The organism is Planococcus ruber (assembly GCF_022819085.1).
GTDB classification, from domain to species: Bacteria; Bacillota; Bacilli; order Bacillales_A; family Planococcaceae; genus Planococcus; species Planococcus ruber.
In genome coordinates this window covers 293,278-315,626 of record NZ_JALHAG010000012.1, presented here as the reverse complement: position 1 = coordinate 315,626, position 22,349 = coordinate 293,278, and the positions used below count along the sequence as shown (strand labels likewise).

The window sequence follows — 22,349 nt, the reverse complement described above, 5'->3', positions numbered from 1 at the left end:
CTGTTTTTTTATTTCACAATGCTGTAATAGACCTTTGAAGTGATGCGGTAAATGACCCAATAGATGGCAGCGAATGCGATAACGACGCCGATAAAAGAGAGCAGCCACGTTTTTTCGTTCGTGATGCCGAACAGCGTCAATAATTTGCTGACGATGGGATAAGCGAAGATGACATGGATCGTAGCAACCACAATCGGCAAAAGGAACATCCAAATAATCTGCGATTTCGTCGAATCGTGGATCATTTCTTTATCCAGTCCGACTTTCTGCATGATCTGAAATTTCTCCCGGTCATCGAATCCTTCCGAAACCTGTTTGAAGTACGTGATCAATACCGTGCCGATGGTAAATAGCAGCCCGAGGAAAATGCCAAGAAACAGGAATCCGCCGTTTGTGCTGTACCAATCCTCACGCTGGAGATCCCGCGATTCATAGCGTGCGCTTTCGACTGAATAGGATTGCATCCGGATGCGGTCGGCGTATGCTTTCTTTTCTTCGTCCGTGCCTGTCGTATTCCAGCCGATGTCTGCCGAAAGCCCGACAATAGGCCCGTCCGGGAATTGTTCCTTATAGCTAGCCATCATGCTTTCAATATGGGACATATCAGGAACAACCAATACAATGGTTTCCGTCAATCCCGTTTCAGCGCTAAAGTCATTTTCAATCGGCGTCAACTGGTAAAGACGGTCGCCGATAATCAGTTCTTCCTTCGTATACTTTCCATTTGAATGGTAAAACAAAGCTTCATCCTCTGCCAGTTCAATGTTTTTGCCGGTCATTCCATTATAATCTTCCAACGGAATGACTTGCCCAAACACATTGAGCTCTAAGCCATCAAAGGCCTCTGTAAAATTAAAGCGATTATTGTCTAGCGAGCCGTAGATGGACTGGAAACGAAGCGCCTCCATCTCGGTCACTTCAAGCCCCAACTTTTCCGTTTCCTGTTCATAATGCGCCTGCAAATCGGCAAATTGCTGCTCGATGAGTTCCGGCTGTTCCGGATCGCCGAATAAGCTCATATTGTTTTCAAATGGATAACGGTTTTCCAACGTTTCTTCGCTGCCGACGTAGATCGTCAAAGTCGTCGACAACGCAATGATGACCATGGAAGCCAAGATGCAGATATTCGCCAAGCCGACTGCATTTTGTTTCATTCGGTACAGCATCCCCGAAATGGAGATGAATGCACCTGGACGATAATAGATCCGCTTGTTTTTCTTCAGCGCTTTTAAAATAAAGATTGATCCGGAGATAAACAATAGATAAGTGCCGATGATCACAAGAAATACGGCCAGGAAGAATTTCGAAATGGCGCTGATCGGATCCGGAATCGTCAACGAAATCCCGTAGCCCCATCCAAGGAAAACAAGCGACAAGATAAAGAGGATGATGGATCCTTTCGGTTCCTTTTCCCCTTCCGTCTTGCCTTTCAATAACTTAATCGGATTCGCGAAAGTGAATTGGCTCACATTGTAAATATACGTAATCGCAAAGATTGCCAAAAACAGAAGGACGGTCCAAAGAATCGGATCGATGGCTACTACATAATCGATATCCGTCGGCAATTTCAATAAATAATTCAGCAGCATGAAGAAAAGCCGGCCAAAAACAAGCCCTGCCACTAACCCCGTCAATATGCTCGCCACGCTTGTAAACATCGTTTCAAACAATAAGATTTTGGCGACATGCCTTTTCTCGAGACCCAAGATTCCGTAAAGCCCGATTTCTTTTTTTCTTTTTTTGATGACGAAGCTGTTCGTGTAAAGGATGAAAATGACCGAAAAAATAGCGATGACAATGACGCCTAGCGAAAACAGCGTCGGCAAAGCAGAAGAACGCTCCTGCACAAATTGATTGGCCATCAGCGATGCCATCAAATAAAACATCATGATGATGGCGATGGATGACAGCAAATACGGAATGTACAAGGTTTTATTCGACTTGATGTTCCGCAGCGCCAGCGCAGAAAAGAAACGGTTATTCATGCCCTTCACCCCGGCTCGACAGCACCGTCAAGGATTGGGATATGCGGTCCATGAATTCATCAGCCGTTTGGCCTCCCCGGTAAATTTCGTGGTAAACCGATCCGTCCCGGATAAACAGCACCCGTTTTGAAAAGCTCGCCGCACGCGTGCTGTGGGTCACCATCAAAATGGTCTGCCCTTCCTCATTGATGCCTTTTAGGATTTCCATCAAATTTTGGGAAGCTTTTGAATCGAGCGCGCCTGTCGGTTCATCGGCAAGAATGATTTTCGGGCGCGTAATCAAAGCGCGCGCTACCGCTACCCGCTGTTTTTGGCCGCCTGAGACTTCATACGGATATTTATGGATATGCGCTTCGATTCCGAGATTCCGGACTATCGGCATTAGCCGCGCTTCCATTTCCTCGATCGGTGTTTTAGACAACACTAAAGGCAATAAAATATTGTCCTTGATCGAAAAGTTATCCAGCAGATTGAAATCCTGGAACACAAATCCCAACGTGCTGCGGCGGAATGCCGAAACTTCCTTGTCTTTGATTTTGGATAACGGATTGCCGTCCAGGTAAACCTCCCCGGATGTGGCATCGTCCAAAGTCGAAATGATATTCAATAACGTGGTTTTTCCGGAACCCGATTCCCCCATGATCGAAACGAATTCCCCTTCTTCCACTGAAAAATTAACGGTTGATAACGCTTCTGTCTGCTGAGCTGAGAAACGGGCTGTATATACTTTTTTTAGATTTTTGATTTCCAATAAGGCCATTGCGAACCCCTCCTTGCATTTAATCATAGGCCAATCGCAGGCGGGGTGCCTGTACCTATTCTTACAAACAGATTTTGTTTCTTACGGTTTCGTAAGGCGACGGTAAAAAGAAGGAGCCATTTAATCAAAATCCGTATAATCTTCCCTCGCCATCCGGATGGACACACGCGTTCCTTTGCCGAGCTCCGACTGGATGGAAAGCGTGTGCCCTAGACGCTGTGCTATTTTCTGGGCGAGAAAGAGCCCGAGCCCTGTTGACTTCTCATGCAGCCGGCCGTTCAAACCCGAATAGCCTTTATGGAAAACTTTCGGCAAATCCTCCGGCCGGATGCCGATTCCCGTATCCTCGATGACCAGCGTTTGCGGCTGGGACGGATCGGCGTAAATGGAAATGGAGCCGCTCGCCGTATACTTTAAGCTGTTCGACAAGAGCTGCTCGATTAAATTCTGCAGCCATTTCCCATCGGACAGCACTTTCAGCTGCAGCGGCCCGTAATGAAGTTTGATGCCGTTATAAATAAAGAGAATGGAATATTTCTTAATGGCGCTTTTGATGACTTCATCCAAGTCGATGGAAGCCAGATCCATCTCTGAACCGGTTTCTTCCAACTTCACATAGTTCAGCGCCATATGGGTATAGTCTTCAAGCCGCAGCAATTCCTGAGAAATTTGCTTGGCTTCTTTCGCTGTTGAACTTTGCGTCAATAAACTGATCGCGGAAATGGGTGTTTTGATCTGGTGGAGCCAAAGCGTGAAATAATCGAGCTGGTCCGCTTGCCGTACCAGATGAAGCTGCTCTTTTTCTTTCAGTTCTTGCAGCAGTGAATTGATTTTCTGCAGGTACAACCGATCCGTGGAATCCAGGGCTTCCAAAAGCTCCATCCCTTTTGACAGGTCCGCTGTCTGAAGCGTTTCTATCGTTCTGTAGCGGCCTGCATATTGGACATAGCGGACGATCAAATAAATGCACAAAAGAAAAGCCGACAGTTCCACGCTGTACAGAAAAAGGCCGAATGGCAATTTCCCTAGCACATAGACGAGTCCGAAAACGAAAACCGTGCCAAAAAAGACCAGCAATTGTCCGCGAATGGCTGACAGGAAATTCCGTGCGATGGTCCGGTTGGAAGAACTACGCATGGGCGGCCTCTTTATTGAGCGCATAGCCTACTCCTTTTTTCGTGACTATCAAATCCGGAAGCCCTGCTTGCGCCAATTTCTTCCGGAGTCTGGCCACATTCACAGCCAAGGTGTTGTCATCGATAAATGACTCATCTTCCCACAATTTGACCATGATTTCTTCCCTTGCGACATAATCGCCTTTATGCAAAAACAGCAATTCCAAAATTCTCAATTCTGTCCGGGTCAAATCCACTTCTTGTTCGGCATAATACAATTTCGATTCTGCAGGTTTTAAGACCGTGCGATTAAAGTTCAGGAAATTATCGCTTTCATTGAAATCATACGTTCTTCTGAGAAGCGCTTGGGTTTTCGCAATCGCGACTGTCAGATCGAACGGCTTGCTGATAAAATCATCCGCTCCCATCTGGATCGCCATGACGATATCCATGTTTTCGTTGCGTGAAGAAATGAAAATAATCGGCACTTGCGAGACTTTGCGGATTTCCTGGCACCAATAATAGCCGTTAAAACTCGGCAGCTGTATATCCATCAGCACAAGCTGCGGATTTTTTTCAGCAAATTCCTCCATCACTTTGCCGAAATCTTCTATAAGGAAGGCTTCGTAATTCCATTTCTGCAATTCTTCTTTCAAAACGCCTGCAATCGTCAAATCGTCCTCAACAATCATGATTTTAAACATATTCTCAGTCCAATCATTTAGTAGATTCCCAATGCTCCTTCTAGTTTAGCCGAAGTTCTTACGTACAGCAAAAAGCGTTCCAGAGAGAACTTCCCCTGGAACGCTTTAGTTATTTATTGTGAGGCACGTGATTGAATCATCGGTCATCAAATAATTGTGGCAGTTGATGAGCCGTTCTTTTAAGTCATCCGATACGCGTGATGCATCATATGCGCAGACGGATATTGCCGCTTCCTCTTCCACGACAGTCGCCACACTTTTTTCATAAAGTTCAATTTCAGCGATAATGTCCTCTTGGCTTCCCCATTCAATATGGCCCCATGTTCTAAATGACCGATTTTCTTTAGTGAATGAATGCGTTTCCTGCTTAAAATGGGCTAATATCGTTGGAGGATGGAAATTCCCGTTGCGCCAATAAAAATCGAAGTTGTTAACAAAGTGGACTCCCGCCAATTCTTCTGCAGACAACTGGTCTTGCAGCCTCGTTAAGATCATTGGATAGATTCTCGTATTTTCCACAAACAGAACACGTTCGTCCTGCTTGATGCCGTTGGCGATGAACGATATGGCATTTTCGATGTATGCTTCCAGCTGATCGAAACAGTAAAATATATGTGCGCTTGCGGAATCGCTGATTTGGTTCAACCACTCCATATTTGCTTCTTTCATAAACGGCAGACCCCCCTATCTGAACTCCACTGCGCGCATGCTTTCTCTATTTAATATACCTTTAAATTCCCATCGCTGAATATAGGCTGAACGACTTACAAATCCAATAATCCACTAAAAATTCATCGTTATTTTAGACCTGTAAAGTTCAACCTCTAATAACAAACCAATAAACGCACATGATGCTGATATCGGCCAGCATGTACCCAATAATCGGTGCAGTGATGCACTCGTCTTTTCTCCTACATATCCCCAAAACAAGCCCAATTACATTGCACCAGAACCCCCCACTCCAATAAAGGAAAAAGCCACCGCCGGCAGGTGCCGGCGATGGCTTTCTGAAATCGATTTTAGTTGCTCAAAAAATCCGGATTTAAATAATTTGGATTCGGGTATTTATAGAATCCTTCACCGGTTGCTTTTCCAAGTTTGCCTTGGTCAATGTACTCCGTTTTCAGCATGGCAGCGAGCTTCTTGTAATCTTCACGGCCAGTTGCCTCAGCTTTCGCTGATACAATATTGTAAGCCGTATTGATGCCGACTACGTCTAAAATCGCAAAAGGACCCATCGGTGCTTTAGTTGCAATCATCCACGTTTTATCGATCGTTTCAGCATCTGACACTTCATTCACTAAGAGCAATTCAGCTGCGTCAAGCAGCGGCACCAACAAAGAATTCAAAATATAGCCTGGCTGTTCTTTATGCAATGGCAATGCCACCATGCCGATCGCTTTTGCAAATTCGACCACATCATCAAACACTTGCATATCGGTTCCCGCATGCTTCATGATTTCTGCTGTATTGTTCAACCAGATGGTATTGGCAAAGTGAAGCGCCAAGAATTTTTCAGGGCGTCCAGTTGCATCCGCAAACTGGCTAGGCAATAATGTTGATGAGTTTGTGGCGAAAATCGTTTTTTCCGGTGCCACTTTCCCTAAGTTTGTATAGAATTCGGTTTTGATGGCAACCACTTCCGGAATTGCTTCGATGACAAGATCTGCATCCGCCACGGCTGTTGCCAAATCAGTATGGAAAGCCATGCGCTCAAAAGCGGCTTTCACTTCTTCGTCGCTTGCACTCAAATCTTTTTTATAATTTTCCTGAAGCTTAGCAATTCTTTCTTTCGAAGCTTCGATTGCGGCATCATTAATATCATAGACAGTCACATCAAACCCTTTAAAAGCCGTTTGATAAGCGATCTGGCTTCCAAGTACACCGCTTCCTGCTATTGTTACGTTTTTGTAATTCATATCCATTCTCCTCTATTCCTCGTATTAATAAATAACTTCCCTACATTTTTGTAGTTTATGCCGATTTTTTATAGAATGCTATTTATCTGCTCACAAAGTCTTATGCCAATCTGAATAGTTGGTACTAAGGTTGAGTTATGTTATTTTGGGAATAGAAAATGAGGACAGAAAAGATATTTCTAAAAGGGAGTTGGAGAAAATGGCTTTAAAGCATTTGAAAGGAAAAACGGCCATCATCACCGGTGCCAATAGCGGCATCGGATTAGAAGCGATGAAAGCTTTTATAAATGAAGGTGCGAGAGTTATTATGGCTGTCCGCAACGAAGAAAAAGCCCAAGCGGCAAAAGATTCAATTCTAGCCCGGCAGTCGGAAGCGAAAATTGACATTATGCATTTAGACTTGGCTGATTTATCAAGCGTCCATGCCTTTGCAGACCAAGTGAAAGCAAAGCTTCAAACCTTGGATCTCTTGATCAACAATGCCGGTGTGATGACACCTCCTTATTCAAAAACGAAAGATGGATTTGAAATGCAGTTTGGCGGCAACCATCTCGGCCATTTTGCACTGACCGGGCTTCTCTTGCCATTACTCACTAAGACGGAAGGGTCCCGTGTTGTAAGTTTGAGCAGCTTGGCGCATAAAGGCGCGTCCATTGACTTTGATAATTTGGACGGATCCAAAGGCTATAAAGCAATGAAATTTTACGGACAAAGCAAACTCGCTAATCTTCTCTTCGCACAGGAATTGGATAAGCGTTTGAAACAGCATGGCTTGCCGACCATCAGCCTCGCCTGCCATCCCGGAATATCTGCCACAAACCTTTTCAAATTCGGCAAATCGGATGCCCCGGGCTGGCTGAAGACTTTGATGCACCGTATCTTGCAGCCGCCTGTAATGGGCGCCCTTCCGACAGTGTATGCCGCGATCAATCCGGATTTAAAAGGCGGCGAATACATCGGACCGGACGGCAAAGGACAGCGAAAAGGCTACCCGGCAATCGACAAACCGCATGCTGCTGCGAACAACAAAGCCGTTTCATCCAAACTTTGGGACGTTTCGGAACAGCTGACTGGCGTCAAGTTTCCATTTTCCACTCCCCAATAAATTCTTGCTGTCTCTTCCAAAAGAGATGGCTTTTTTTATTATATGAATCGATAAAAAAATCTTGAAACAATTCCCAGTTCATATCGTACAATAATGATAGAGAATCATTTGCTCAATTTATTCCCCGTCTTCCAGGAGGCCATATGACCAGCAACTTAATTTCTACTTATACCGAACCCAAAATGAAAGGATTCTGGTTGATTGTTCTTTGGCTCATCACCGGATTCATGCTGCTTCTCAGCCTTTCCATGGTCATTGCGCCGTTTCTGATTCTGCTGAAATACCAGACCTGGTGGGTGCTGTTGGCCATCCCCTTTTTCCTTGCAGGTATTTGGCTCAATTGGAGCTTTCTCCATTTATGGAAAACCACGCTTTGGAAACAGCGCCACCGCTCCCGCTACGATCTCTATGAAGACAGGATTGAAACGTTGGAATGGCCAGAACTTTATCAGCCAGCGCCAAAGGAACGTTCGATCCGTTTCGAAGAGATCGATTCCATTATTGCTTCCTACTATATTGTGCGGGAAATCCTTCCACAAGGGCTTGCGAACGCTGGAAGCATTGAGAACGCACCGATGTTTTATATCATTTACCATAATGAAGACGGCCAGCAAATACAGCATGTGCTTTTTCCAAATCATGGCGACGAACGAATCAATCAATGGTTCCAGCATTTCCAGAAAAAGCAGACTCCTCTTCTATATAATGCCCGGCAGCTATTCAGAATCGATTCGGCCATTTTAAGCGATGAAAAGCGCCTGGCCTATTTGCTGTCAGCCGATGAAAATGTAGCGTTTCCGTTTAAATCGTCTTGGCTGAAAGATGAACCCGCTGCATTAGCCGCATGGCGTAAAGTCGAAGCGCAAAAACAGGAAAGAGAAGAAGCAAAAGATCCCGCTTTAAAAGAAGCGCGGCAAAAACACTCTTTCAAAAAATGGCTGATTTCCATTCTTTTGCCCATACAAATGATGGCGCTATTCATGTTTATGGCTACTCAACTCGGACAATCCTACAGCCTTCAAACAGCTAATGTGCTCCCGGGGATTGCTATTTTCCTCTTTGGCGGATTCTTGTTCTTCTTTCTATTAAGAAGTTATCTCCGCTGGCATTACATGCTCATTTATTGCGCCATCGTTCTGTTTCTTGGAGCCACCAGTTTTATAGCAGCCGATACAGAAGGAGCACTTGCCGCGGGTATGGGGTTCGCCTCGCTGCTGTTCCCGGCAATCGTCTGGCTTCCCTATTCAGCAATCAAAAAAATGCCGAAGCCTGCTCCCAGCAGCAAGCCAAAAGATGCCGCATGGTAAAAAGAAAAGCGGAGGCAGCTGTGGAGATTCGACGGGCTTAAGAATAGCTGGCTGTAGGTTAAATTGAAAAGGCACAATTCCTATTTCAAAAGATACGGATTGTGCCTTTTCTTACCTAGCATCTGAGCAATTGCCAGAACCTACGAATTTGATGCGGCTTCAGCGAAAACTTTCCTGAAAACGCTCAAGTCCAACTTTTTCATTTTGAGCAGTTCGTTCATCACTCGCTTGACCTGCTCCTCGTTTCCACGTGCCAGCATGTCATCCAATTCCACTGGCATTACTTGCCACGACAAGCCAAATTTGTCTTTTAGCCAACCGCAGATCTGCGACTTTTCATCGCCTCCTGCAGACAGCCGATCCCAATAATAATCGATTTCCTCCTGTGATTCGCAATTGATGATAAATGAAATGGCTTCCGAAAACGAGAACTGGGGACCTCCGTTCAGCGCGATAAACTGCTGTCCTTCTAATTGGAAATCAATCGTCATCACTTGGCCTTCTTCCATGCCATGTTCTTCTTTCCCGGCAGAAGTGTAATAGGTCATCCGTTCAATCTTCGCATCTTTGAAAATGGAAACATAGTAATTCACTGCCTCTTCCGCATTCTGTTTAAACCAAAAATTCGGGGTGATTTTCTGGATTTTCGTATTCATGGTTATCTTCCTTTCTGAAAAAGGTAGGCCATGGCTTGAGAAACCTCAGACAAGGGCATCTATGTATCCGACTTTTAACACCATTATAGAACTTATGTTCTGATTATTCAACTATTCTTTCAACTCATTTCAAATAAAAAAGCCTGGGAGATTTTTTCCCAGGCTTACTTGATCAAGCTTTATTAGCTGCAGAATGATTTTCAAGAATTTCTGCTTTTTTCGTTGCTTGCGATTTTTTCAATAGAATTTCAAGCTCTTCCAGCGACTTCCCTTTTGTTTCGGGAATGAATTTCCAGACAAACAGCGCCGACAACAAACTCATGATGCCGTAGAACGAATAAGTCATGGCTCCGCTCACTTCCATCATCATCGGATAAGTCGAAGAGATGAAATAGTTGGCAGCCCACTGTGCGGCAACTGCAATCGCCAATGCCTGGCCGCGGATTTTATTCGGGAAGATTTCAGAAAGCAGCACCCAAACGACCGGACCCCAGGACATCATGAATGAAGCGGTATAAATAATGATGAACACTAACGTAGCGATGCCGATTTGTTCGAAATAAGCAAGGCCCGCCACTCCGAACATTCCGACTGTCATCCCGATCGAGCCGATGATCAGCAATGGCTTCCGCCCAAATTTATCGACCGTGACGATGGCGATAATTGTGAAAATCACATTTACTAAGCCCATGATAATCGTTTGAAGGAACGAAGCATCGCGTGCTGCGCCCATGCTTTCAAAAATTCGCGGTGCATAGTAAAGCGCAACATTGATGCCGACAAATTGCTGGAAGATCGAGAGCACGATCCCAACGACGACAATCGTTTTTCCATAAGTGAATAATTTTTCCTTGCGATGGTCGAATGATTGTTTGATTTCATACATAGTGGCTTTCGCCATCGTTGTGTCATATGTTTTTTGTAAAACCGCCATCGCTTTGGCTTCCTGGTTTCTAGAGATCAAATAGCGAGGCGTTTCAGGGACAAAGAAAAGCAAAGCTAAGAACAAGACAGCTGGAACCAGTTCTGAAGCGAACATATATCTCCAGCCGACATCATTGATCCATTGCATTGTTTCGCCTCTGGCAATTCCCCAGTTGACGAAATAAACGACGAGCATCCCGAAAATGATGGCGAACTGGTTAAGCGATACAAGGCGTCCGCGCAAATGAGGAGGTGCGATTTCACCGATATACATCGGAGCGACAGCTGAAGCCAGGCCAACCCCGATGCCCCCAATGATGCGGTAAATATTGAAAGTTACGAGCAGTGACATGGTCGGTTCACCGACCGTGAAGAAGAACATTTCCGGATAGGCAGAACCGAGTGCTGAAAAAATGAATAGAAAAGCAGCAGCAATCAGTGAATATTTTCTGCCGATTCTGGAAGAAATGATTCCAGACAACAAGCCCCCGATGATACAGCCGATCAACGCACTGGATACCGTTAAACCATGAACAAATGAACTTAACCCTAGATTATCCGTAAAATAAGTCTGCAGAGATCCTTCTGCACCGGAAATGACAGCGGTATCATAACCGAATAAAAGACCGCCAAGAGTAGCCACTAAGGTGATGGCCGTTATATACAGGATTTTGTTATTATTCATTTGAATATTAGAGTAGAATAACTTCTCTACTCTATCCTCCTTTCATTTTGTAAACGTTATCATACATATTATCAGTATTTTTAAACTTTGTACATTCAATAAACAAACTTTTTTGCCTTTTCATCTATTGGAACTATTATTTTAGAAGATTAATATAGTTCAAAAGAGGGAATGGGTAAGAAGAACAGCTAATCCGCCCCAATAATTCTTTTGTAGTTTAAATCTTTTATTGTTAAACTATTCTGTGTAAGGGTTACTTTTAGCTTAAATTTTTTTATTGCACCATTTACAAAAAATTTATCTAAGGAGCTGGAGCAATGTCTAAACAACAACAACAATTCGAACTCGTGAAGAATGGAAAAGGGTTTATTGCAGCGCTTGACCAAAGCGGCGGCAGTACGCCAAAAGCACTGGCTTTATACGGAGTGCCGGAAGATTCGTATTCGGGCGAAGATGAAATGTATGACCTGATCCATAAAATGCGGACGCGCGTCATGACGGCTCCTGCATTCAATTCGGATTCGATTCTTGGTGCCATTCTGTTTGAACAGACGATGGACCGTGAAGTTGAAGGGCAGCATACCCCTGACTATCTCTGGGAACAAAAAGGCGTGGTCCCTTTCCTGAAAGTGGACAAAGGGTTAGCTGACTTAGAAGATGGCGTTCAGCTGATGAAACCGATGCCGGAACTCGATGCGCTGCTGCAGCGGGCGACTGAACGGAACATTTTCGGCACGAAAATGCGTTCCGTCATTAAAGAAGCCAATCCAGAAGGCATACGTAAAGTGGTCGAACAGCAATTCGAAGTCGGCAAACAGATTATCGGTGCCGGCTTAATGCCGATCATTGAACCGGAAGTCGACATCCACAGCAGCGACAAAGAAGAAATCGAGCGCATTTTAAAAGAAGAAATCTTAAAGCAGTTGGAAACGTTGCCGGAAAACGAACCGGTAATGCTGAAATTGACCATTCCAACGGTTAATAATTTTTATAAAGAATTGATCGATCATCCGAAAGTATTGCGCGTCGTGGCGCTTTCCGGAGGATATACGCGCAATGAAGCCAATGAAAAATTGGCTGCGAACAACGGATTGATCGCAAGCTTTTCAAGAGGCTTGTCTGAAGGAGTCAGTGCGAGCCAGACAGATGATGAGTTCAACGAAGCGATTGCTGATTCCATTAAAACCATTTATGAAGCATCCATTACTTGAATAAATTAAAAGGAGTTCCCGCCAATCAACAATGTTGGCGGGAACTCCTTTTTAATTTGCATCTAAAATTTGGCCAAGCAGCCGGATACCTTCGCGAATGTTTTCTTCGCTGGTGTAGCTAAAAGACAGGCGGAGAAATTCGAGCCCTTCCTGTTGGTCCAGGAAAAAAAACCGCCCTGGTACATAAACAAATCCTGCTTCATGCGCTTTGGACAAAAGATCAGCAGTATCCACTCCTGGAATCTGAAGCCAGAGGAAGTATCCTCCACTTGGCATGAACCAGGCAGCCGATTTCGGCATGAATTCTTCGAGCGCCTCTACCATCACCCGGGCTTTCGCTTCATAGACAGACACCAGCTTATTGAGATGGCTGTCGAAGTCGATCGTTTCCAAATAAGCAGACAAAGTCGACTGTGCAAATGGATGGCCTAAATCTTTTTTGAACCAGCCGAGTACTTCGATCAATTCTTTCGGTCCCGTGACCCAGCCGATTCTCATGCCGGGCGCCACCACTTTCGAAAACGATCCGATATAGATGACCCGTTCCCCGGCATCCAATGCCTTCAATAATTGCGGCTTTTCTGCAAAGCCAAGTTCACCGTATGCATCGTCTTCCACGATAAGAAAATCGAATTGTTCGGCAAGCTTCAGGAGATGCTTTCGCCGCTCAAGCGATAAAGTAGTCCCTGTCGGATTTTGGAAAGTCGGAATGGTGTAGAGGATGCGCGGAAGCGCCTCTCCCTTCCGTTTCCGCTCAGCCAAGATTTCTTCCAGTTTTTCTGTTTTCATTCCGTTTTCATCGATTGGAATGCTTATGTATTTATCGGTATAGTTTTGGAAGATTTCCAATGCTTCCATATAAGTCGGCGACTCGATCGCTACAACCGCTTCCTGATCCAGCAGGACACGGGCGACCAAATCAATCGCCTGACAGGCACCTGAAGTGACCAGCAGCTCTTCGTTTGCCGTCGGTGCTCCTCTTTCAGCCATGCGCTGGCAGATGAATTTTTCCAGCTGCGGAATCCGCGGGCTGCCGATGTAATGGAGCGGCAAGTCTTTTTCCTCTTCCAGCAAACGTGCTGTGGCTCCTTTAATTTCCTCGGAAGGCACAAGACGGGGATCGGGGTAGCCTGAATTTAACCGGATGGCGCCCTGTGGAAATTTCGCCATCCACCCTCCCGGCGGTTCATGTTTAAATGCAAGCTGAACTTCTTTTGAATAAGGGAAGTTTGATTTCAATGATTTCATCCTTTCTGCAAGGAACCTGGCGTTCTCAATTGTTTTATTTCATTCTACCGCATTGCAATTTATTAAGCATTCTGTAAATTTATTCGGTAAAATAAGGTAGAAACAAACAAAGGAATCATTGGGGGAAATTAACATGCGATTGAAGATTATCCACACGAACGACGTCCATAGCCATTATGAAAATTTCGCGAAAGCGGCAACGGTCATCAAACAACTTAAAGATGAGAATTCGCTTATTTTGGATGGCGGTGATTTTGCCGATTTCAAAAGCATCGAGCTTCAAGGGACACGCGGCCTCGCAGCGATTGAACTCCTGCAAAATGTCGGATATGACGCCCTGACGATTGGCAACAACGAAATGTTCAATGGGATTGAAACACTGGAGTATATGGCTTCATCTAGCCCCTTCCCTTTTATCAGCAATAATTTGATGAAAAAAGAAGGAACGGAAATCCAAGGTGTCCAGAAAAGCATTATTGTAGAAAAGAACGGATTGCGCATTCTCATTACCGGCTCTTCTCCTGACCTTGGCGAATTTAATGACGGGCTGGGCGTAAAAATTTCTTCCTATGAGGACAGCATCCGGGAAGAAATCAAACGGCACAGCGGCCAATATGACCTCTGCCTGCTTTTGAGCCATGTCGGTACATTTGCCGATGAGCCGCTTGCTGCTAAAATGCCAGAAATCGATCTGATTGTCTCTGCACACGACCACAAACTATTCAAAGAAGCGAAAATCATCGAAGGGACAATTATCAACAGCGCCGGCAATTACGGCGAGCATGTTGGTGTCGTCGAAATAGAAGTGATCGATGGCCGCATCCGTTTGCTCCATTCCGAGACCTTATCGACAACTGGCGTTGAAGCGGATCCCGAAATCGTGGATTTGCTGAAAGCCAATAAAGCGAAAGCGATTGCCGTATTGAGTGAACCTCTTTACGGACTCGAACATCCTTTATGGCACGATGTGATCGAAGAGAACCCAATCAGCAATCTGATTGCTGATGGCTTGCGCGACATGATGGGCGCTGAACTCGGATTAATCAATAGCGGCATTGTAAATGCAGGAGCGTTTGGCCATCTTTCCAGAAAAAAGTTGATCGAGATCTGCCCTTCTCCTTTAAATCCGACTTCGTTCGAAATCAAAGGCAGCGACCTGCTGGCTGCATTCGAACAATCGCTGGATGTCCAAAGCTGCCTGGCCGATGGAAGAGGTCCGGGGTTCAGAGGGAAGTTTGTCGGCAGCCTCCATGTGTCAGGCGCAGAAATCATTCATAACGGCAGCACCATCGAAGAAGTTTGGATTCAGGGCGAAGCGCTGGACCCAAATCGTTGGTATTCGGTCGCAAGCTCCGATTATTTGCAGCGCGGCTCCGGCTACCCTTCTCTTGCCCACAACCGAAATGTGAAATACCGGGCGGAAGAAATCAAGGACGTGATTCAGCTTTACGGGCATCAAAAGCCATTCACCGAGCAGGCTCAAGAAAAGCGCTGGAAAATCGGTTCGAAAACAATCGTTTAAACGAATAAAGGCAGGCTGCGGTTTCAACCGGAAGCCTGCCTTTATTTATTTGCTGCCTTTCATTTTCTTTCGAAATCCGACAATCGCCAACCCAAAAATGACGATGGTATAGCCAATGACCCACAGAAGCGGTTCCAGCAATTGCGTGAAGCCACCTGTAAAGGCTGCTCGCGCTGCATCTACTGCATGGACAAAAGGCAAGAGATTCGCCGCCTGTTCAAAGGCGCCGCCAATCATGGAAGGCGAAAACCAGATGCCGCTGAGCCAAGTGGTGATGTTGACAAATATCGCAAATATGCCGCCTACTTGCCGGTCTGTAAAATATGTACCAAGCGCAAGGCCTGAACCAATATAAAGAAGTGAAATGATAAGCAGTACACCAAATCCTGTCAAGGCATGAATATCTACAGGAAACCCTAATAGTACACCGGCTCCGTAACAGACCAAAACCTGAAAAAGGGCTACCGGCAGGAGCGGAATGGCATAGCCGATTAAATACTCGCTCGCTTTCATCGGCGAAGCGAATATGCGCATAAGAAACGATGTCGTTTTATCCCGTCCAAGCAGCATGCCGGAAAACAGGGTGATAAAGGAGAAACTGAATACAATCATGCCGGGCGTTAATTTTTCAATGGTGAAAAGGTCGAGCGGCATAATCCCTTCCAAGGACGAAAAAAGCCAAAGCATCGCAACAGGCATCACTACACCGAGAAGGAGCGTCAACGGATCCCGCAGAATTTCTTTCCGGTTCCGTCCCGCAAATGCCAAAGCTTTCATGGGCCCTCCTCCTCTTCAGTCAATTGGATGAAAATATCCTGGAGCTTCTCGAGGCCCGTTCTCTCTTGCAGGTCTTCGAGCGTCCCAAGTGCCCGCAGACGACCCGCCTGCATAATGCCGATCCGGTCGGCGAGCGCTTCCACTTCTTCTAAATAATGCGTCGTTAAAATAATCGTGATGTCTCCTTTCAATTGCAGCAAAATTTTCCATAAATCGATTCGTGCCCGTACATCAAGACCAACAGTCGGTTCATCCAAAAAGATGATTTCCGGTTCTGAAATCATCGCCATGGCGATGCTAAGCCGGCGCTGCCAGCCTCCCGACAAGTTTTTCGCTTTTTTTCCCGCGTAGTCTTCCAGACCGAATTTCCTTATCAGTTCTTCCGTTTTCTGTTTTGTTTCCTGCTTGCTGCTGCCATAAATTTTCGCGATGAATTCCAAATTCTCTTTCACGGAAAGATTGCGCGCAATTGCCGTTTCCTGCGGAGAGAGGTTCATTTTCTTCTTCACCGCCAGCGGGTTTTCCACTATGCTGTCGCCAAGCATCAAGGCGTCTCCACTCGTAGGCGCCAGCAAACAGCTCAGCATTTTAATCGTGGTCGTTTTTCCCGCCCCATTTTCTCCGAGCAGCGCGAAAAACTCCCCTTGTTCAATCGTCAGCGACAAACGGTCGACTGCCAGCTCGCCGTTGAATTTTTTCGTCAATTCCTTGATTTCAATGACCATTCGACATTCCCCTAATGACCGCAGCTTGTTTTGATGCTGCAGAAGCTTTTATTACAGTGTTCCCGATTGGCAGGATGGGAAACCATTGAGAACCGTTTCTGTATCCAGCATAATAGAGGCAATAGGAGCTGATGCTATGGAAATGCCAAACTTATCCGGAAAGGCCGTGGTGATCACAGGAGCGAACAGCGGCATCGGATTAGAGACCGCTAAAATTCTTGCGGACTGCGGTGCAGCCGTTATGCTCGCCGTCCGCAATATAGAAAAAGGGCGCATCGCGAAAGATGAAATTCTTCGCCAAACTCCCGGTGCAGCCATCGAAGTGATGCCGCTTGATTTGGCGGATTTAGCGAGCATCCAAACATTTTCGGACCACTTCCGTACACACTTTCACCAACTGGATTTACTGATCAATAATGCAGGCATTATGATGCCGCCGCTGTCTTATACAAAAGACGGCTTCGAACTTCAATTCGGCAGCAACCATTTGGGACATTTTGCTTTGACTGGCCATTTATTGCCGATTCTCATAAACACGCCTGGATCGCGCATCGTTACCGTGAGCAGCCGCGCCCATGACAGAGGCACGATCCGCTTCGAAAATTTGGACGGATCAAAAGGCTATAAAGCAAAGAAATTCTACAATCAAAGCAAACTGGCCAATCTGTATTTCGCCCTCGAACTTGATAAACGCTTGAAACAACACGGTTTGCCCGTTCGAAGCATCGTTTGCCATCCCGGCATTTCAGTGACCAATATCTTCAAGTTCGGCAACCGGTCTGCGCCGCTGGCTTTCCGGAACTTAGCCAACCGATTTTTACAGCCGCCGGAACTTGGTGCACTGCCGACCATCTACGCCGCAACGGAAGAATCGCTTTTGGGCGGTGAATATATCGGACCTGATGGACCTGGCCGGATACGCGGCTATCCCGCGCTTGATACGCCGCACCCCATCGCCCAAGATGCAGCAGTCTCCCAAAAATTGTGGGCAGTTTCCGAGCAACTGGCAGGCGTGACCTTTAATTTCAAAAAGAATTAAAAGTGAGAAATGGAAACAAGTTTCATTTAGAAACTCGATATTCCGCTTAACCGCTTGCTCCATAGCGCTGCAGTGCGGAATTCAGAAGCAGGTGCTCGAACCCAATTAGTTTCTCCGCAAATTAAAAAGGCATTTCCATCTTTGAGTGGAAATGCCTTTTGTGCGATTAAAATTGAATGGCTTTCGACAATACATAGCCGACATAACAGACCGTTTCTCTGGCGAAAAACGGCAATTTGCTTTTAAAATCATTGAATATCGAAGTGTCAGTCGGGGAGGAATGCGCTTCAATCCCCACAAGTTTAGCCATCAGCAATGCGCGCTTCATATGTAAAGGGTCACTGACCACCAAAAAATTGTCCATTCCATATTCATCTGCAATTTCATGGGCATACAGGAAGTTTTCTTCCGTCACCATTGATTCCGTTTCAATCAGGATCGCTTCTTCCGGCACATTCAGCTGCATCGCATAATCCCGCGATACTTCCGATTCCGCCACTTCCGAGCCATCTGTTTTGCCGCCCGTGAAAATCAGCTTTTCGACAAAGCCTTCTTCATAAAGAGAAACCGCATGTCGAATCCGTTCTCTTAGGGCCGGCGATGGTTCGCCGTCAATGACTTTTGTACCTAAAACGATTGCGGCATCCGCGTGCACCGTTTCATTTTCGGCAGCATAAGTCCAAATGCTGTATGCGGAAAAAGCAGTAAATAAAACCAAAGACAAAAGTACAACACGGATCAATTTACGGGAAATCATTTTCGCCAATCTGTTCATCCTTTACTATTCTTCTCTTTCACCATTATCTAGCGGCGGAAAGCCATTGAAAAGACTTTATCTTAAAAAAACATTAAATAGTCACAAAAACAATACGGCTGCAACATAAAAGACCGGCATCTTCAACGATGCCGGCCCTGAAATTTCTTTAGCCTTTTTTAGTATTTTTCCAAACGAGGAACACCAGTGCAAGCGGAACGGATATCATGATGGCTAACACAATCCCAACGACAATCAGCGAACTTCCCATTTTTCCACAACCTATCTCTTTGATTCTCTTGTTTCCACTGTATCATGTTCCCCGTTTTTTTGGCGTCCTTTGCCGATAAACTTTGTAACTTTTCGTGAACATGAACGTTCTCATGTATAAGCACACGTTCATCACTGTGAAATGGCCCAAAGGAGGAATTTGCGATGAAATTAAAAACTGGCATGCTGTTTCTGGCATTCCTCGCGTTCTGCTTCATCTTAACCGCTTGCGGAACCTCTGATGCCGGGACAGGCTCAGAAGGCAATAGCGACAATATCGAAAATGAGGAGGCCGGAGAAATGAAGCCTGCCGTAACAGAACAAGATGGAACTTTCCGTTATACGCTCGACAACGAGACAAGCGAAGATGTAACATTCGATTTTACCAGCGGACAACGCTTTGATTTTTCCCTATCCAATGAAGCAGGCGACCAAGTGTTTCTTTTCTCTTCAGTCAGCATGTTCACGCAAGCACTCGGTGAAGAAACTGTCGCTGCCGGCGATAAGCTGAGCTACGATCTGGAAGTCCCTGAACTCGATCTGGAGCCCGGCACGTATACGCTTGAAGCGTGGCTGACCCCTGAAGAAGGCCCGGCGTTCGAAGCAAAAACTGACTACAACGTCCAATAACAGTAAAAATGAAAGCCGCATTCGATTTTTCGAACGCGGCTTTCGCTATTAGTTTTCCCTTCTCTTAACCGGAATCCAGATTTCACTTTCTACATTCTGCATATCTGCAAAGCTGCCGTTAAAGGAAATTTCCGGTCCGTCTATCAACTCATAATTTGACGATGGCAGCCACTCCGAAAAGATCTTGCCCCATACTTCTTGAAGCGTTTGCGGAAACGGCCCGGATGCGTTAAAAATCGCCCATTCGCCTGCAGCCACTTCGACTACATCAAATTCACCAAAATCTTCATCGAGTGTTGTCATAGAACCGATAAGATGATCAAGCTCCCCTTTTTCTTCAAACCGCCCTTCATCAAAATGGAAAGATGCGTTCACGACCGTTTTCACTTCTGTATTTCGCCATGCCCCAAGCATCTCCCGCTGCTCTGAAGTCAACGATTGCACCATTTTCATAATTTCCGGATTTTGCCCTTCAAAGACCATCGGCACCCGTTTTTTCAAGCCGACCAATTTAAAGCTTTCTTTTTCTTCAATGCGATATTCCATATCCATTCCTCCTCGAATCGTTAGTTGGAAAGTCAGACGCGGAAACACTTTAAAAGAAGAACTGTTTTTCACTTCGGAAGGAAGTATTCCTGACCAGTCGCGGAAAGCCCGGCTAAAGCCATCCGCTGATTCGTAGCCGTATTTTACAGCCACATCAATAACCCGCTCTGTTCCTTGCTGCAGTTCTACTGCAGCTTTCGACAAACGCCGATTTCGAATATAGACGCCCAAACTCATCCCCGACAGATAGGAAAACATCCGCCGGAAATGAAATTCGGAAACGCCGGAAATTCTGGCGACTTGGCCAAAATCAATCTGCCCATCCAGCTGGCTTTCAATATACGCCAGCGCTTCATTCATCCCTTTCAGCATATCCATGTCTTCACCTTCCTTCTGCCTTAATCGTAGCGAATTCTTTTTCAGCCTAACCGATATTTTCGATACGGAAATTATCGCCTTTAAAAAGATTAAATTTTCAATAAATACGATTATTTTTTCGTTCAAAACTGCTATACTCTAATCATAATGGGTCCCTCGTCATCTTTGAAGTTTTTCAACCCTTTGCGCAGCATGCCTTCGGGCAAAAAAAATATAGAAAGAAGGGTTAGGATGATCACGAAATTGTTTCCTTACTTTAATTTTGACGGCAATGGCCAAGAAGCAACCCATTTTTATGTCGACGTATTGGATGCCGAGTTGGCCGGAATAACGACGTACGGCGAAGCCAATGAAGGCAATATGGAAGGCCTCCCGGAAGAAGCAAGGGACTTAGTGATGAATGCGCAGATTGATTTGAAAAACGGGGATATGCTGATGATTTCTGATGTTCCACCTGGCATGGGCATGTCTTTTCAAAAAGGAAATAATGTTTCGTTGACTGTCACATTGGACGATATGGAAGAAGCCCGGCGAATGTTTGGCAAATTGGCTGACGGTGGAGTTGTCATGATGGATTTGCAGGAAACGTTCTGGAGTCCGCTGTACGGTGCCCTGACAGATAAGTTTGGCATAGAATGGCAAATCTCAGTGGATGCCAATGCCGAATGACCCCAGCCAAAAAGGCGCAATCTCTTGGGAGATTGCGCCTTTTCTCATTTTCTTTATGGCTGATACGTATTTTGCTTTTCTTCTCTCGTTTCCTTCACTTTCTGTTCAAGCGCAGCTTTCGTTTCTTTTCGGATGCTGTCTTTCCGTTCTTTTTCCTGGTCGTAATTTTGTTTGACCGTGTCGTGGCGGATACCGATCAATTCAAGATACCGCTTGACCGCTTCTTCATCCTTGAACTTATCCAGCTCCTTCAAGTCATATTGCAGGCTGTTCATTTCATTTTTGGCCGCCAATATTTTAAAGGTGATGTCATTATGCAGCTCAATAAGCCCAAAAACAATGTCATTGCTTTGATCCAGGATGTCGAAATAGCGGTCATTGCCCCAATCGAGCCATTCCCAGTAGAGCCGGCTGTATTCCTGCTTCAAATAGTCATTCAGTTCGCTTTCCGAATACACCGATTTATACTGTCCTCTTCCGGCTTTCGCCACTGCTTCCAATTGCTTTTGCCCATCATTGTCCACATCAAATCCGATGATGTTCACTTCGGCCTCGATATCCGAATCACTCAAAGAAGCAGCTGCCGCTACAGGGTCGCCTCCGCATGTTTCGATGCCGTCACTCACCACGTAAATGACGTTGCGGATATGTTCGCCGGCCTGCTCTTTCAGATCTTGCTCAGCCGCCTGGATTGCTCCTGCAAGCGGGGTCCAGCCGGCCGGATCGAATTGCTCCAGTGCTGAAGTGAACTCCCGCTCCTCGTAAGGCGCCAATTCGTACACCACTTCATTGCTCTTGCAAGACATTTCTTTTGCCTCTTCCGTTCCCGTGCCTTCATGGCCGTAGACGCGGAGCATCACATTTGAACCTCCGGGCAAACCTGATGCATACTGCTGAATCGCTTGCTTGGCAAGCTTCATTTTGGCACCGCCTGATACTTCTCCGGCCATGCTGCCGCTCGCATCCAAAAGAATGGCAACATTGACCGTTTCTTGCTCCGGAATTTCAATTTCATCTTCCGGAGTCGACGAATCGATTTGGATGGTCGGATCCACTTCCTCGAATTTACGGGCCTCCTCTTCAATATCCGCCGCAAACAACGAAACCGCGATTGAATAGGCTTCTTCTCCGGTTAACCCATCGGGCAGTGCCTCCAGCTCTTTCCGGATTTCTCCTTGATCTTCTTCCGTTAATTCCTGTGCATTGTATTGCCCCTTTTCTTTCGTGATCTCCTCGACATTATGTATCGCTGCTTCCGGTATGGTTCTTTCCGGAGCTTCCTCTTTTTCAGTTTGAACTTCCTCTTGGCCTTTTTCAGACTCCTGTTCAGCCCCTGTATCTGTATCGTCTGAACAGCCTACAAGAAGCAATACCAAGAAAATGCCGATCCATAGCCAGCTTGCTTTCTTCATCTTCCTGC

21 protein-coding genes are annotated in these 22,349 nt (G+C 45.7%); 7 read left to right on the top strand and 14 right to left on the bottom strand.

Translation table 11 applies throughout. From position 1 onward, the window contains the following. Window positions 1-8: 8 nt before the first annotated feature. From MTR82_RS16315 to MTR82_RS16290, 6 genes are all read right to left on the bottom strand, one after another. Window positions 9-1,985 (bottom strand): FtsX-like permease family protein, encoded by a 1,977-nt coding sequence (locus tag MTR82_RS16315; protein ID WP_246809912.1) that lies wholly within the window; start codon window positions 1,983-1,985, stop codon window positions 9-11. Continuing rightward, window positions 1,978-2,745 (bottom strand): ABC transporter ATP-binding protein, encoded by a 768-nt coding sequence (locus tag MTR82_RS16310; RefSeq protein WP_246809911.1) that lies wholly within the window; start codon window positions 2,743-2,745, stop codon window positions 1,978-1,980. Before MTR82_RS16310 ends, MTR82_RS16315 begins: the two co-directional genes overlap by 8 nt. Window positions 2,746-2,865: 120 nt before the next feature. Then, window positions 2,866-3,882 (bottom strand): sensor histidine kinase, encoded by a 1,017-nt coding sequence (locus MTR82_RS16305; RefSeq protein ID WP_246809910.1) that lies wholly within the window; start codon window positions 3,880-3,882, stop codon window positions 2,866-2,868. Beyond that, on the bottom strand, window positions 3,875-4,564 hold the full coding sequence (locus MTR82_RS16300) for a response regulator transcription factor (RefSeq protein ID WP_246809909.1): 690 nt from the start codon (window positions 4,562-4,564) through the stop codon (window positions 3,875-3,877). Before MTR82_RS16300 ends, MTR82_RS16305 begins: the two co-directional genes overlap by 8 nt. Window positions 4,565-4,669: 105 nt before the next feature. Next, window positions 4,670-5,233, bottom strand: coding sequence for an MEDS domain-containing protein (locus MTR82_RS16295; RefSeq protein ID WP_246809908.1), 564 nt, complete (start codon window positions 5,231-5,233; stop codon window positions 4,670-4,672). 350 nt (window positions 5,234-5,583) lie between these two features. Next, entirely contained in the window at window positions 5,584-6,483 is a 900-nt protein-coding gene (locus tag MTR82_RS16290; RefSeq protein ID WP_246809907.1) for a 3-hydroxyacyl-CoA dehydrogenase, read from the bottom strand. 199 nt (window positions 6,484-6,682) lie between these two features. Between MTR82_RS16290 and MTR82_RS16285 the strand changes: the two genes are divergently transcribed. Together MTR82_RS16285 and MTR82_RS16280 are read left to right on the top strand one after the other, a co-directional pair. Then, window positions 6,683-7,588 carry an oxidoreductase gene (locus tag MTR82_RS16285; protein WP_246809906.1) on the top strand — a complete coding sequence of 302 codons (906 nt, stop codon included), beginning with the start codon at window positions 6,683-6,685 and terminating at the stop codon, window positions 7,586-7,588. Window positions 7,589-7,731: 143 nt separating this feature from the next. After that, a complete protein-coding gene (locus MTR82_RS16280; RefSeq protein WP_246809905.1) occupies window positions 7,732-8,895 on the top strand; it encodes a hypothetical protein in 1,164 nt (387 codons plus the stop codon). Between the two features lie 140 nt (window positions 8,896-9,035). Here the strand turns inward: MTR82_RS16280 and MTR82_RS16275 are convergent, their stop codons facing one another. Further along, window positions 9,036-9,551 carry a VOC family protein gene (locus MTR82_RS16275; protein WP_246809904.1) on the bottom strand — a complete coding sequence of 172 codons (516 nt, stop codon included), beginning with the start codon at window positions 9,549-9,551 and terminating at the stop codon, window positions 9,036-9,038. 172 nt (window positions 9,552-9,723) lie between these two features. Continuing rightward, a complete protein-coding gene (gene xylE / locus MTR82_RS16270; protein WP_246809903.1) occupies window positions 9,724-11,160 on the bottom strand; it encodes a D-xylose transporter XylE in 1,437 nt (478 codons plus the stop codon). 317 nt (window positions 11,161-11,477) lie between these two features. On the opposite strand from xylE, the gene MTR82_RS16265 reads away from it, so the two are divergent. Further along, window positions 11,478-12,371: a fructose bisphosphate aldolase gene (locus MTR82_RS16265; protein WP_246809902.1), complete on the top strand. Its 894-nt coding sequence runs from the start codon at window positions 11,478-11,480 to the stop codon at window positions 12,369-12,371. A 51-nt stretch (window positions 12,372-12,422) separates the two neighbouring features. On the opposite strand, the gene MTR82_RS16260 is transcribed toward MTR82_RS16265, so the two are convergent. Next, window positions 12,423-13,610, bottom strand: a complete 1,188-nt coding sequence (locus MTR82_RS16260) for an aminotransferase-like domain-containing protein (RefSeq protein WP_246809901.1) — start codon at window positions 13,608-13,610, stop codon at window positions 12,423-12,425. A 142-nt stretch (window positions 13,611-13,752) separates the two neighbouring features. On the opposite strand from MTR82_RS16260, the gene MTR82_RS16255 reads away from it, so the two are divergent. Then, entirely contained in the window at window positions 13,753-15,141 is a 1,389-nt protein-coding gene (locus tag MTR82_RS16255) for a bifunctional metallophosphatase/5'-nucleotidase (RefSeq protein ID WP_246809900.1), read from the top strand. A gap of 45 nt (window positions 15,142-15,186) precedes the next feature. Here the strand turns inward: MTR82_RS16255 and MTR82_RS16250 are convergent, their stop codons facing one another. Further along, complete coding sequence (locus MTR82_RS16250; protein WP_246809899.1) at window positions 15,187-15,918, bottom strand: ABC transporter permease; 732 nt, start codon at window positions 15,916-15,918, stop codon at window positions 15,187-15,189. Next, window positions 15,915-16,643, bottom strand: a complete 729-nt coding sequence (locus tag MTR82_RS16245) for an ABC transporter ATP-binding protein (protein ID WP_246809898.1) — start codon at window positions 16,641-16,643, stop codon at window positions 15,915-15,917. The genes MTR82_RS16250 and MTR82_RS16245 overlap by 4 nt, the downstream gene beginning before the upstream one ends. Before the next feature lie 136 nt (window positions 16,644-16,779). On the opposite strand from MTR82_RS16245, the gene MTR82_RS16240 reads away from it, so the two are divergent. Beyond that, complete coding sequence (locus tag MTR82_RS16240; RefSeq protein ID WP_341801991.1) at window positions 16,780-17,682, top strand: oxidoreductase; 903 nt, start codon at window positions 16,780-16,782, stop codon at window positions 17,680-17,682. Window positions 17,683-17,848: 166 nt separating this feature from the next. On the opposite strand, the gene MTR82_RS16235 is transcribed toward MTR82_RS16240, so the two are convergent. After that, a complete protein-coding gene (locus MTR82_RS16235) occupies window positions 17,849-18,439 on the bottom strand; it encodes a YdcF family protein (RefSeq protein WP_246809964.1) in 591 nt (196 codons plus the stop codon). 432 nt (window positions 18,440-18,871) lie between these two features. Here MTR82_RS16235 and MTR82_RS16230 point away from each other — a divergent pair, with 432 nt between their 5' ends. Then, on the top strand, window positions 18,872-19,336 hold the full coding sequence (locus MTR82_RS16230) for a BsuPI-related putative proteinase inhibitor (RefSeq protein ID WP_052652609.1): 465 nt from the start codon (window positions 18,872-18,874) through the stop codon (window positions 19,334-19,336). Between the two features lie 48 nt (window positions 19,337-19,384). Here the strand turns inward: MTR82_RS16230 and MTR82_RS16225 are convergent, their stop codons facing one another. Then, complete coding sequence (locus tag MTR82_RS16225) at window positions 19,385-20,260, bottom strand: AraC family transcriptional regulator (RefSeq protein WP_246809897.1); 876 nt, start codon at window positions 20,258-20,260, stop codon at window positions 19,385-19,387. 231 nt (window positions 20,261-20,491) lie between these two features. On the opposite strand from MTR82_RS16225, the gene MTR82_RS16220 reads away from it, so the two are divergent. Further along, on the top strand, window positions 20,492-20,929 hold the full coding sequence (locus MTR82_RS16220) for a VOC family protein (protein ID WP_246809896.1): 438 nt from the start codon (window positions 20,492-20,494) through the stop codon (window positions 20,927-20,929). Between the two features lie 53 nt (window positions 20,930-20,982). Here MTR82_RS16220 and MTR82_RS16215 read toward each other — a convergent pair whose 3' ends face one another. Continuing rightward, on the bottom strand, window positions 20,983-22,341 hold the full coding sequence (locus MTR82_RS16215; RefSeq protein ID WP_246809895.1) for a VWA domain-containing protein: 1,359 nt from the start codon (window positions 22,339-22,341) through the stop codon (window positions 20,983-20,985). Window positions 22,342-22,349: the final 8 nt, after the last annotated feature.